Here is a 13,338-nt window from a genome sequence, read left to right as displayed (position 1 = left end):
TTGACACATGAACCAGCTCTATGTATAATAAAAACGATTACGTAAACGATTAATATTTTCAGAGAAGCGAATAATAGGATTCACATTTTCTAAACCAGATAGTTAGGATCTGCCTAAGCGATCAGGCGAGAAAGTATGGAAGTGAAGTAAACGTTTACCTGTTTTGAAAGCGGATACGGAATATAGGCACCTGGATCACTTCAACGCTTCCAACAGAAAGGATAGGTGAGAACCATGTGGGGGAATTCAAGCAAGATAAAGAAAATAAGGCTGAATTGGGAGCTGTATCTGTTAATGCTTCCACCGGTGATGTATTTCATCGTGTTCAAATACTGGCCGATGTACGGAGTGCAAATTGCGTTTAAGGATTTCAATGCAAGATTGGGCATGTGGGAGAGTCCTTGGGTTGGTTTTGAGCATTTTGAACGGTTTTTCAATGCTTATAACTTTGAAGCAATCGTGATGAATACGATTTACCTCAGTGTATTCAATCTGCTGATTGCCTTTCCCATTCCGATCGTCATTGCTATTTTGTTGAATCAATTGATGAGACAGCGATTGAAGAAGTTTATCCAGACGACCATCTATGCCCCCTATTTTATTTCCACGGTGGTATTGGTCGGAATGATTTTTGTGTTCCTTTCCCCGAGCAGTGGGGTGATCAACCATCTGATCCAGCTATTTGGCGGAGAACCGATCCTCTTTATGGCGAAAGCTGAATGGTTCCGGCCCTTGTACATCCTGTCCACGGTATGGCAAGAAACGGGTTGGTCTTCGATTATCTACCTGGCCGCGCTGGCTGGGGTGGACCCGCATTTGCATGAAGCTGCGGTGGTAGACGGTGCAAACAAGTGGCAGCGGGTACGTCACATTGATTTGCCAAGTATTATGCCAACTATTATGGTGCTGTTCATTTTGGCAATCGGGAATTTGATGAATGTAGGCTTCGAAAAAGTCTTTCTCATGCAGACGAATCTGAATGTAGAGTCTTCGGAGATTATCCCGACCTATGTGTATAAAATGGGGATTCAGCGAGCGCAGTACAGCTTCTCGGCAGCGATTGGATTATTCAATGCGGTCATTAATCTCGTACTGCTCATTATGGTCAACCGGGCAGCCAAGAAAATAAATGGAAACAGCTTATTCTAGGGAGGGAGTGAACAACATGGGAAATCGAAGATCAAAAGGCGATATCGCGTTTGATGTGTTCAATTATACAGTGCTCGGTGGTTTCACTCTGCTCATCTTGTATCCATTGTACTTTATCGTCATTGCCTCCATCAGTGATCCAAATGCGATCTATGCCGGTGATGTATGGTTTTGGCCGAAGGACATCACTCTGGAAGGGTACCAGCGCATTCTGTCAGACAATCAGATATGGATCGGATATCGAAACTCACTGCTCTATGCTTCCCTCGCTGCGGTCATCAGTGTGAGCCTGACTATTATGGCAGCGTATCCGCTCTCCCGCAAAGATTTCGTGGGTCGCAATTTTTTTATGGTATTCTTTCTGATCACGCTGTTTTTCAACGGAGGTCTGATTCCGACCTATCTCGTGGTGAAGCAGCTGAATCTGATCGACAGCATATGGGCGGTCGTGCTCCCCAATGTGGTGGATGCCTTCGTCATTATTATCGCTCGAACGTTTTTTGCTTCATTGCCTGATGAAATGCGGGAAGCGGCTTCGATAGACGGATGTACGAATACCCGATTTTTGTGGAGCTTTGTCATTCCACTGTCCAAGCCGATCATTGCAGTGCTGGTATTGTTTGCGGTAGTGAAGCAGTGGAACGGATTCTTCGACGCCTTGATCTATCTGAAGAGTGCAGACAAATATCCGCTCCAGCTCATTTTGCGCAACATTCTGATTGAGAGTCAGCCTTCCGGCAATATGATGGCCAATATCGATAATCTGGTTGCCCAGCAGCGCATTACAGAGTTGATCAAGTACGGGGTTATCATCGTTGCAGCCATACCGTTGTTGATTCTCTATCCATTCTTGCAGCGATTCTTCGTCAAGGGCGTGATGATCGGTTCTGTCAAAGGCTGATTCACCTGTCCAGATCAAGACAACAGAAACGATTCTCTTGAAGGAGGTGGTTTGGCAGCAGGGATCAGGGTTGGAGAAACATCGGTGTGGATTTCAAGGGGTACTGAATAAAGGGAGGTTACATCCAAATGAAAAAAAATGTCATGGTGATCGTATCGATCGTATTGATTCTGTCCATGGTGCTGGGAGCTTGTTCCAATAACCAGAATGCAAACGGCAATGATTCATCCCCATCCCAAAACAATGGTGAGGGGAATGGAGGAAGTTCATCTGAAGGTAGCAATGAGATTACGTTCCCGCTAGATGAGTCTGTTACGCTCGATGTGGTCGCGAGAAGAGAGCCGCTGGCTCCTAGTGATTTCAACGAGAACCAAACGGCTCAGAAGATAGAGGAAATGACCAATGTCAAAGTCCAGTGGGATACGATTGTAAGCACAGACTATCAAGAGAAGAAAAACCTGCTGCTCGCGAGCAATGATCTGCCCGATGTATTCTTAGGTGCAGACTTCAATGACAGTGAGTTGTTGAAATACGGCAATGAGGGTACGATTATTCCGCTCAATGATCTGATCGATCAGCACATGCCAAACCTGAAGAAGATACTGGATGAAAGACCGGATATTCGCGGTATCATTACGGCACCAGACGGCAATATTTACTCTCTGCCTGTTGGTGAAGAGCTTGGTTCGGGACAGGAAGAAATCGGGGCGAACCCGGATTTCCTCTATATTAATACGGAATGGCTGGATCGTCTAGGCCTGGAGATGCCAACTACGATTGAAGAATATACAGAAGTGTTGAGAGCATTTAAGGCAGAAGATGCCAACGGCAACGGAGACAAAAATGATGAGATTCCACTTACCTATATTGATGGCTTCTGGACAGGGGATATCGGTTACCTGTTTGGCGCCTTTGGCGTACCGGACAAAACCTATCAGCCTCAAGTTCAGACATTTATTGAGCATTTGAATGTCGAAGATGGTGAAGTGAAATATGCACCGCTGCAAGAGGGGTATAAAGAAGCCGTTTCCTATGTTCATCAGTGGTTTGCCGAAGATCTGGTTGACCTCGAGGCCTTTACGCATGATTATACGAGCTACTTTGCCTTGGGCAAGCAGGACCCGCTGGTACTGGGCTCCTTCCTCTGGTGGGACAAAAACGACGTCGTTGCGCCAAATGGATATCAATATGCGATCGTGCCACCGTTTAAAGATATGGTCGTGAAGTGGAACAATGGTTCGATGATCGGACGAAACGGTTCCGTCATTACCGTGGAGAATGAGCATCCGGAGATTACAGCAAAATGGCTGGATACAATGTATGAGCCTCGACTGGCTGCAGAAGCGCGCTGGGGTCCAATCGGCGTATGGTTTGAGGAAGATGAGAATGGGATGCTCGTTCAGAAGGATGATATCGAAAATCCAGGTGAATTCCGCCAAAAAGTGGCGCTCAATAATGGTGTGGGCTTGATTACTGGCGAGCACTTCAAGAGTGTGGTCGCACCGGAAGAAAGAGCAAAAGCAAGAATTGACGACATGAGAGAGATTTTTGCACCGCAAATGCAGGATGAGAAATTCCCGCTGTTGTTCTTCACAGAAGAAGAGCTGGAAGTGATTGAGCGAATCAAGCCAGATGTGCTGCAGTACACTGCGCAGATGCGGGCGAAGTTCCTTATGGAAGGCGGCGTGGACAGCAATTGGGATGACTTTATTGCGACCATTCAGGACATGGGAATTGAGGAACTGCTGGAGGTCTATCAGTCCGCTTATGATCGATATAAGGAAGCGCAGTAATTCGAAGTAACACAGGGGATGACAGAAGAAGAGCGTATACGAAGTGCAGAAGCCTGAGCAGCATGTGCTGTTCAGGCTTTCGAACTTCTCATCCCTAACGGATCATAGAGGATTGACAGAAGGCAAACAAAGCCATTAGAATAGAATTAAACGTTTACGTAATCGATTAATTACTACTTGCAATAGAAAGGTGTGAATGACCGTGACCTATCTCTTATATAAGGAACCATTTCGGCCTCAATATCATTTTACGCCGTCTCGGCACTGGATGAATGATCCAAACGGTATGGTCTATTACGAGGGAGAATATCATCTGTTCTACCAACATCACCCGGAAAGCTCAGTATGGGGCCCGATGCATTGGGGTCACGCGGTGAGTACAGATATGGTAAACTGGGAGCATCTGCCGATTGCGTTTTGCCCGGATGAACATGGGGCCATATTCTCTGGCAGCGCGGTCGTAGACTGGAATGACAGCAGCGGATTTTTCCATGGCGGCCATGGACTGGTGGCGATCTTCACGCATCATGACGAGGATTCCTCCGGGCGGGTTCGTCAAAGGCAAAGTCTGGCTTACAGCAGGGACAAGGGACGGAGCTGGGAGATGTATGCGCATAACCCAGTACTGAGCGATACGGAGATCGTGGATTTCCGAGACCCGAAGGTGATCTGGCATGCATCCAGTCAAAAATGGATCATGAGTTTGGCAGCCAATGATCATATCCGTTTTTATTCGTCTCCCGATTTGCTGGAATGGGCGTTTGAAAGCAGCTTCGGCCATGATGATGGCAATCATGATGCGGTATGGGAATGTCCCGATCTGTTTGAACTTGCGGTAGAGGGGCAGCAGGGGGTATCCAAATGGGTACTTCTTGTGAGTGTCGGGGATGATCCGAACGTGCCTGAGGGATCGAGAACCCAATATTTTATCGGACAATTTGACGGTCAGCGCTTTGTGTGCGAGGATGAGCCGGATACGGTACGCTGGTTGGATGATGGCAGAGACAATTATGCCGGCGTGACCTTTTCGGATTTGCCGCCAACGGACGGACGACGTATTCTGATGGGATGGATGAGCAATTGGAAGTATGCGAATCTGACTCCGACCGAAGCTTGGAGAGGAAGCATGACACTGCCGCGTGAATTGAAGTTACTACACGGTGAGACAGGGACAGAACTTATTCAGGTTCCCGTCAAAGAGCTGGAGCAGTTGCGAGCGGATCATACGCAATGGTCGGAGGTTCCCGTCATGCCGGGCGTGAATCCTGTCCGTCAAGTGGAGGGCAGGCAACTGGAAATCATCGCCCAGTTTGAACCAGGAGATGCATCCGAATTTGGATTCAGGCTTCGCTTGTCGGACCGCGAGGAAACGGTGGTCGGATACCGGGTGCAGGATGCTGAGCTGTTCGTGGATCGAACCCGTTCTGGTGAAACGGCCTTTCATCCTGCGTTTGCTGCCGAGCACAGCACGGCATTATCACTGCAATCAGGTAAACTATATATGAGAATGTTTATAGATTGGTCATCCATTGAAGTGTTTGGAAACGAGGGACAGGTCGTCATGACCGACTTGATTTTCGCCAATCCGAACAGTACCGGTGTGGAAGTATACAGCAAGGGCGGGACAGCCAGACTCATTTCTCTGGATGTATACCAAATGAAATCCGTGTACGATACCGGACAGCAGGAAGTCGCTTCCACGCTCGCAGCCACGCGATAACAAAAAGGGCTGTACGGATCAGAAGTAGCTGTACGGAAGTAAAAGAAGTGTACCGCAGTATGCAATATGGGTCATGAATATATGAAAAGGCAGGGAAACACGATGATTGATGTGACAGCATTAGGCGAAGTATTGATTGATTTTACCCCGGCAGGCACATCTGAAAACGGGCAGGTGCAATTTGAGCGAAATCCGGGAGGCGCACCGGCCAATGTGCTCGCTGCTCTGACAAAACTGGGAAGAACCGCGGCTTTCATCGGCAAAGTCGGGGATGATCAGTTCGGACACTACCTGAGAGAAGTGCTTGCTAATCATCACATTCGTACGGAGGGCTGTGTGCTGTCCAGACAATATCATACGACCCTTGCCTTTGTTCACCTCGCTGGGGACGGGGACAGAAGCTTTACTTTTTACCGCAAGCCGGGTGCAGACATGATGTTGGAACAGCAGGAAGTGAAGACAGAACTGATCGATCAGTCGAGTATTTTTCACTTTGGTTCGCTGTCCATGACGGATGAGCCTGCCTACACTGCGACCCTGTCTGCGCTGAAATATGCCAGGCAGAAGAACGTGCTCATTTCCTATGATCCCAATCTCAGGCCAGCGCTCTGGTCCGATATGGAACAGGCCAGAGAACGAATTCTAAACGGATTTGAGTTTGCGGATTTGGTGAAGATTTCGGAAGAGGAACTGGCGTTCATTACTGGCATGGAAGAGTTGGAAGCAGGAACGGCCTGGCTGAGAGAGCAGTTTGACACGAAGTTGATTCTGGTGACGCTTGGCGCAGCGGGCTGTTTTTATCGGTTAGGCGATCGAACCGGGCACGTGTCCGGGTTTCAGGTCAAGGCGGTGGACACGACCGGTGCAGGAGATTCCTTCCTGGGCGGCTTGCTGCTAGGTATTCTGGAACATGGAGGCCTGGAAGATCTGGAAGAGTCGCAGTTGCAAGCGAACATTCGCTTTGCCAATGCGGTAGGAGCCCTGGTGACGACGCAAATGGGTGCGATACCGGCGATGCCAACCCGACAGGAAGTGCTTGATTTTATGCAGCAGGCTGATCAGTGAACAGCCATAACGAGTAAATGGTGAAAGAACAAACAGATATATAGTGAAAGAACAAACAGACCGACATCAAATGGGAATCTTGAAACAGACTGGAGTCTTGAATGAAACCCGAATATGGAGTTAAACAGTAAATCAAGTAATGAATCAAATAATGAATTAAGTAATGAATCAATTAATGAAGCAAATGAGTAAAGCAAATAATGAATCAAATAAAAAAACGTGAATCAAACAGCAGAAAGGGGAGCCTCTGAATGAGTGAGAAGCCGAGGGCCTTAGCGGTGGCTCATTGGTCTTTTGACGAAAGTAGCGGCAGAACTGTCCTTGACAGTATCAGTGGCCGCCATGATCCCGTTTCCTATATTTTTCATGAAGCCAGGCATAAGCCTTCTACGGATGTGGAAAGACGTGACGGGGTTCGGGGTAAAGCCCTGCTTCTGGACGGTTATTCGACATGGATCGAGCGGGAAGCTGGGTGTGCCCCGATGATTGCCGGGCACTGTACCATTGAAGTCTGGATCGCGCCGCGTACGTTTGGAACGAACAATGAACAAGGCATGTTTCCAATCGTAGAGCAACGGGATCGTGAAAGGAATCTGGGTTACAGTCTGGGACTGGCCCAGCACGGGGAATGGTCCTTTCAGTTCGGGGATGGTTCTGTGTGGCAGGAATGCTGGTCGAGAGAACACCGTGTAAAGCCGCGGCAATGGAACCATCTCGTCGTTACGCTTGACCCATCGCTCGGTCGGGTAAGCTTGTTTCTCAATGGTGAGCTGGCGGAGCGATTTGAACGAAAGCCTTTTTCATTTCAGCCAGCCGAGCAGGTTTTCTATATAGGCAAGAGCGGCAGTGGATTGCAGGTAGCGGATGAACAGTTCAATCTCAACATGGTCAATGGCTTGATTGATGAACTGAGCCTGTACGGGGAATGTCTGGACGATGGATGCATACATCAACGCTTCCAAACGGTTCTCTCCGAGTGCGGCGGTCAGCTTCCGGTCCCGGATTTGTCTCTGAACCGAGCGGTCTATGAAGGAGACCGGCACCGTCCGGTATATCATCTGATCGCACCCGGACACTGGATGAATGAGCCGCATGGTCCGGTTTATTTTGCAGGACACTATCACATTTTCTATCAGCAGAACACGAGAGGGCCCTACTGGCACGATATTCACTGGGGACATCTGGTCAGTACAGACATGGTGCACTGGCAGGACATGCCGTTTGCCCTTTTCCCGGAAAAGGATGCCGTTGATCCGGACGGAGATTGGTCAGGCAGTGCGTGCATCGGTCCCGACGAGGTTCCGGTCCTTTTCTTCACGGCTGCCAATGAGACCATGCATCCAAATCAGATGACGGCGGTGGCAACCAGTACCTGTTCGGAGGATCAAGATCCTCTATTGCCATATTGGCGCAAACATTCCGAGCCGGTTACAATCCAGCAGGACGGACTGACGTGTGCGGAAGGCGAGGTGTGGACAGGGCAATTCCGCGATCCGTTCGTTTGGAAGGAAGGAAATACGTATTACCAGCTTGTGGGCTCCGGTGTAAGAAAAGATGGGGCAGCGGTCGGAGGAACTGCCCTTGTCTATTCGTCAGAGAACCTGATTGACTGGATATACCAGGGAACCCTGATGGTGGGCGACTACCCGAACAGACCAGAGACCGGACAAGTATGGGAACTTCCCGTTTTGTTGCCACTAGGTGAGGATTCAAGGGGAATGCAAAAGCACGTCTTTCTCGTCAATCCCTGGTATGACCATGTGAGCGAACTGAATGTCCGTTATGTATGGTACTGGATCGGCACGTGGAAGAGTGAGCAGGGTCAGTTTGTCCCGGATCATGAACAACCACAGTTGCTGGATGTGGGGGAGCACTTTACAGGACCGAGCGGATTTGTTGATCCGAAAGGCCGCGCCGTTGTATTCAGTATCGCTCAGGGAAAGCGAACGCATCAGCAAGAACATGATGCGGGCTGGGCCCATAATGGCGGTCTGCCTGTTGAACTGTTTTTGCACCCGGACGATACGCTTGGCGTTCGTCCAATCGATGAGCTGCATTCTCTGCGTTCATCCCTGGTGGTCGATCTGGCAGAGGTGTCCTTGCAGGAAGCGCGTGAAGCCTTGCAGGCCGTTCGTGGTGATGTCATGGAAATCCGGCTGGAAGTTCCGAGAGCAGAGGTAGAAGAGTTAAGTCTCTACGTTCGTCAGTCTCCTAAGCATGAGGAGGAGACGAGATTGTTTTATCGGGCGGAGGATGCACATTATGGCATCGACCGAACCGCTTCATCCTTGCTCGAACAGACCGGAAAAGGCATACAGGGCGGGGTTGTGAATCTGCCCGATGAGACCATCGTTATGCATGCCTATCTCGACAAGTCGATGATTGAGTGCTATCTCAATGAGCGAAAATCGCTGACTTCGCGTGTATATCCGACGAGAGAGGATGCCATCGGCATGGATATGCATGCCGTTTTTCGAGACAGGGAGCTTATCGTACGTCTCCAGGTATGGCAGCTTCGATCGGCTTATGAGCAAGACCAGTAATCATTTTAATTTGTTTTTACAGCATATTTAGAATCCCGCAGCCGTCGAATGCTGCGGGATTTTTTGCGGAAATTTGATGAAAAGGGTAAGAATTTTATTGAAAATACTTGAAATGAGAGTGATACATGCTAAAATAAGGGTAGTGCAAACGTTTACAGTACCCTATTTTTACAATCTATACAATACTACATACGCATTATCTCCATACCATAAGCACATATGGGGGCTGAGAAGATGGAAGTGTTTACGAAGCAGTTCAATCAGGATGTGTTTATCAGAAAATTCGGAATGATGGCCAGCGAAGTGAACTGGCTACACGGGAAATCAGCCGAAGGGGGCGTTCATCCCGATGTGAATAAAGTACGGTTTCGGGTACAAGGTAGAATGCTGGAAAGACTGCTGCAGAAGCATCAAAACTTCATCCATTTGATTGCACGCTACAGTAAACATGTTTTCGACTCCTTCTTTTTCCCGCATCTGTTCATCATCACGGATTCGAACGGGGTTGTCCTCTATATTGAGGGAGACGAGATGTCGATGGCCAACGCAGAGATTATGCACAATATCGGGGTTGGCTCCTCGCTTTCGATGAACAGTGCGGGCACCAACCCGGTTTCTACCGCGATGGCGGTCAAGCGCCCGGTCTATCTGCAGGGAGACCAGCATTATCTCGAAGGCATGAAGGATTGGCTCGGCATGAGTATCCCGCTGTTCAGTGAGCATGAACCGATGGCGTACAGCTATTTCGCCTGTGGGAAGGATTTGCCTGGATCGTTCATTTATCCCTGTATTGAAACGCTGGCCGGGAATTTGCAGAATGAAGTGAACAAGCTGGAACTTCAGAACAAATCCTGGTTTATGGAGGAAACACTCGAGAAAAATCTGAAGGCTTACAAGTTGACAGAGCGAGAGCAGGATATCGCGAAATACTGGATGCTGGATTACGATTACAAGCAGATCAGCAAAGTGCTCGGAATCAGTGAAAACACCGTTCGCGTCTATGTATCGAAAATAAACAATAAAATGAAAGTCAATTCCAAGGCCTCTCTCATTTTGCGGATATTGGGGGCCATTTGAACCGTTTGCTGCGTCCTTCTCCGGATGTGGTCAAGCGGTTTTTGCTTTTTTATGCTGTTTTATCTCATACAGGTGCACTATTTTTCTGGAAAAGTAATGCATATGCATTAAAGCATGTGCATTAAGTCTTAAGACTTAATGTTTGTGCGTAGTTTAGCAGCAGAAAAAGAAGGACTATATTTAGAAGAGTATAGTAAGACATCTATAACATCTATCCTTTTACATAAGGTTGAATCAGGTATTGATACATGGTAGGACATGAATGCATTGAAGTGAAGGATTTTCCAGAGGATTGGAAGGTTGAAGGGGCCAGCAGGCGGAAGGGATGCGGATAGGCATGACGAAGACGAAGCGCAAACAGCAGGGCAACAGGAAAATATCTCCTATTCTTGTCATTGCCCTCATCACCGTGGTTCTGGGTGGCGGCTATTATGCAAGTGCCAGTCTGGGCTGGGTGGAGTTGAATGCGGTGACAGGGCTGTTCGGATCGGGAGAAAGTGAACCGTCTAAGCCGCCGAATGAAGACAAGCTTGATGTATTCGCCGCGACCAAGGGTTCGGAAGACGGAGCATCTACCGAGACGACGAACCGCGAATTAGCGTCAACTGTCTCCGCCAAGCCCTATACCGTTGTGGAGCAGAGTGAGCTGGATCAGATGCAGCGCTTGGGTCGTGGTACGCTGCCGTCATCGAATGCAAAAGCAGCCGAATGGATGCAGCAAATGAATGGGGTGGAAGTTGCACCACAGCATATGTTTTCGTTGCATGACTGGCTAATCATGCAGGAGATGGAGGCGCTTACGCCATCGCAAGAACAGGCGTTGTCCTTTGCAGCTAGTGCCTTGTATGAAGCCACCTTGCGAAGCGGTGTAGAGGCAGTCGAGCGCTATACCCATCTGGCGCTTCCGGCCGGTATGAAAGGGGGCTTGGATGTGGAATACCGCCATGCAGACAAGCCGTTTACGATCTATAATCCGTTCGACTTTCCAATCTACCTGGCATTTGAATCGGCGGGATCATCCATGGCAATCAAGGCCAATCCGTCCGAGGACTGGCGAGCTCCTGTACTCGTCATTGAAAGCGAGCAGGTAACGCAGAAGAAGATCGAGTATGTGGATTACAACGTGACCGCACCGAAGCGCATTACCAACGGAAAGCCCGCACGGATGTTTCGGGTCTATGATCAGACCGACACGGTCAATCCAACGCTCTTGTATAAAGATTTTTATGTGCCTGTGCACGATGAAGTGCTGCTTCCGCCGACTCAGAAGCAGATCAATGAACTGTACGGAGAAAAGGAATGAGCCGATTCCCAAGGTTTCTCAGGGTGGTTCTGCCTATAGAGACGAGCTCGAATTCGAAAAGGTTGCAGGTCTGGGAAATAAAGTTATCGGTCTGGAAAGGATGAGGGCTTATGCGGATTGGTGAACTGTTGGTCATGAACGGTTTGCTGACCGAGACGCAAGTGGAGGATGCATTGAAGCATCAGGTGACCACTAAGAAAAAGTTTGGAGAAATCCTAATCGATCGCGGCTCGATTTCAGAACGCCAGTTGCTGGAAGTGTTGGAATTTCAACTTGGTTTTCCAGTAGTCAATATGTTTGAGGTAGCACTCGACGTTTCAGCCGTACAGCTCATTTCGGAAACGATTGCCCGCAAATATTGTGTCATCCCCATCGAAAGAAAGAATGGCAAAATCAAAGTCGCGATGAACGATCCGCTCAATTATGACGCGATTGAAGAAATACGGATGGCAACGGGTTCAAGTGTACAGCCTGTACTGGCGACGAGATCCGAAATTGAACAAGCCATTTCGCGCAACTACGGCATGAAGGAATCCATGGATGAGCTGATGGAGGACATGGATCCGTCAGAGGGAGGAGATGAGGAGCAGGAGGCACAGGATCAGGGCTCGCCGGTTGTAAAGCTGGTAAATCAGCTCATTCAGTCTGCGGTGCAGATGAAGGCCAGCGATATCCACTTCGATCCGCAGGAGAAGCAAATCATTGTACGCTACCGGGTGGACGGGGTGCTGCGCAATGAGAAGATCTTGCCCAAGCATATGCAGGGCGTGCTGACGGCACGGCTCAAAATCATCTCCAAGCTGAACATTGCGGAACGCAGACTGCCGCAGGATGGACGCATTCAAATGAAACTTCAGCATACCCGCATCGATATTCGTGTCTCTACGCTTCCTTCCGTACATGGAGAAAGCATCGTTCTGCGTCTGCTGGATCAGTCAGCGGGAATTAAGCGAATCAGTGAGCTGGGACTGAGTGAAAACAACTTGAAGGCTTTCCAGCGAACCATTCAGAAGCCAAACGGAATTGTATTGATTACAGGTCCGACGGGAAGCGGGAAGACCTCGACCCTGTACTCGGCACTTGGGGAACTGAACAATGAAGATGTGAAAATCATTACGGTTGAAGACCCGGTCGAATATCGTATGGATGGCATTACACAGGTGCAGGTGAACAGTCAGATCGGACTGAGTTTTGCTTCCGGGCTTCGTTCCATTTTGCGGCAAGACCCCAATATTGTCATGGTGGGGGAGATCCGTGATACGGAAACGGCTGAAATTGCTGTTCGTGCCTCCCTGACCGGCCACCTCGTGTTCAGCACCATCCATACCAACAGTGCGATTAACACGATCAGTCGATTGCTGGATATGGGCATTGATTCGTATCTCATTTCCTCCTCGCTGTCTACGATTGTGGCGCAGCGGCTCGTTCGAAGAGTGTGCCGGGAATGTGCTGCGCTCGAGCCGGCCCGCGAGGAAGAATTACGGTTGTTCGAAAGCTATGGGCTGCTGGACAAGATCAAGGGAGAGCAGGGTGCACGCGTGATCCGCGGCAAGGGCTGCGGCTCTTGCAACAAATCCGGATACAAAGGGCGGATGGCTGTGCATGAGGTATTGGTCGTGGATGAAGCCATGCGCCGCCTCATCGCTCAGAATACGGGCATTGACCAGGTGAAGAAGCATGCCCTCTCCCAGGGCTATGTGACGATGATGATGGATGGACTGAAGAAGGCGGCGGGTGGTCATACCACCGTGGAAGAAGTGCTCAAGGCAGTAGCAGACGATTAATAA

The 13,338-nt window shown here is 49.1% G+C and carries 9 protein-coding genes; all 9 read left to right on the top strand.

Annotation, left to right across the window (positions count from 1 at the left end; all coding sequences use genetic code 11):
- Positions 1-294: 294 nt before the first annotated feature.
- The 9 genes from ACFSUC_RS13455 (at position 295) to ACFSUC_RS13415 (ending at position 13,335) form a co-directional block, all read left to right on the top strand.
- A complete protein-coding gene (locus ACFSUC_RS13455) occupies positions 295-1,149 on the top strand; it encodes an ABC transporter permease (protein WP_379930133.1) in 855 nt (284 codons plus the stop codon).
- Between the two features lie 7 nt (positions 1,150-1,156).
- Positions 1,157-2,050 carry a carbohydrate ABC transporter permease gene (locus ACFSUC_RS13450; protein WP_379930132.1) on the top strand — a complete coding sequence of 298 codons (894 nt, stop codon included), beginning with the start codon at positions 1,157-1,159 and terminating at the stop codon, positions 2,048-2,050.
- A gap of 128 nt (positions 2,051-2,178) precedes the next feature.
- Positions 2,179-3,843 carry an extracellular solute-binding protein gene (locus tag ACFSUC_RS13445; RefSeq protein WP_379930131.1) on the top strand — a complete coding sequence of 555 codons (1,665 nt, stop codon included), beginning with the start codon at positions 2,179-2,181 and terminating at the stop codon, positions 3,841-3,843.
- 196 nt (positions 3,844-4,039) lie between these two features.
- Positions 4,040-5,563: a glycoside hydrolase family 32 protein gene (locus ACFSUC_RS13440; protein ID WP_379930130.1), complete on the top strand. Its 1,524-nt coding sequence runs from the start codon at positions 4,040-4,042 to the stop codon at positions 5,561-5,563.
- A 102-nt stretch (positions 5,564-5,665) separates the two neighbouring features.
- Complete coding sequence (locus ACFSUC_RS13435) at positions 5,666-6,628, top strand: PfkB family carbohydrate kinase (RefSeq protein WP_379930129.1); 963 nt, start codon at positions 5,666-5,668, stop codon at positions 6,626-6,628.
- Between the two features lie 251 nt (positions 6,629-6,879).
- On the top strand, positions 6,880-9,171 hold the full coding sequence (locus ACFSUC_RS13430; protein WP_379930128.1) for a GH32 C-terminal domain-containing protein: 2,292 nt from the start codon (positions 6,880-6,882) through the stop codon (positions 9,169-9,171).
- A 234-nt stretch (positions 9,172-9,405) separates the two neighbouring features.
- Positions 9,406-10,248: a helix-turn-helix transcriptional regulator gene (locus ACFSUC_RS13425; RefSeq protein WP_379930127.1), complete on the top strand. Its 843-nt coding sequence runs from the start codon at positions 9,406-9,408 to the stop codon at positions 10,246-10,248.
- A 337-nt stretch (positions 10,249-10,585) separates the two neighbouring features.
- Entirely contained in the window at positions 10,586-11,551 is a 966-nt protein-coding gene (locus tag ACFSUC_RS13420; RefSeq protein WP_379930126.1) for a hypothetical protein, read from the top strand.
- 110 nt (positions 11,552-11,661) lie between these two features.
- Positions 11,662-13,335, top strand: a complete 1,674-nt coding sequence (locus ACFSUC_RS13415) for a GspE/PulE family protein (protein ID WP_379930125.1) — start codon at positions 11,662-11,664, stop codon at positions 13,333-13,335.
- Positions 13,336-13,338: the final 3 nt, after the last annotated feature.

Origin of the sequence: Marinicrinis sediminis (assembly GCF_042685085.1) — a bacterium.
Lineage (GTDB): Bacteria > Bacillota > Bacilli > Paenibacillales > KCTC-33676 > Marinicrinis > Marinicrinis sediminis.
Note: the sequence above shows the minus strand (reverse complement) of the source record. Positions and strands in the feature narration are given on the sequence as shown.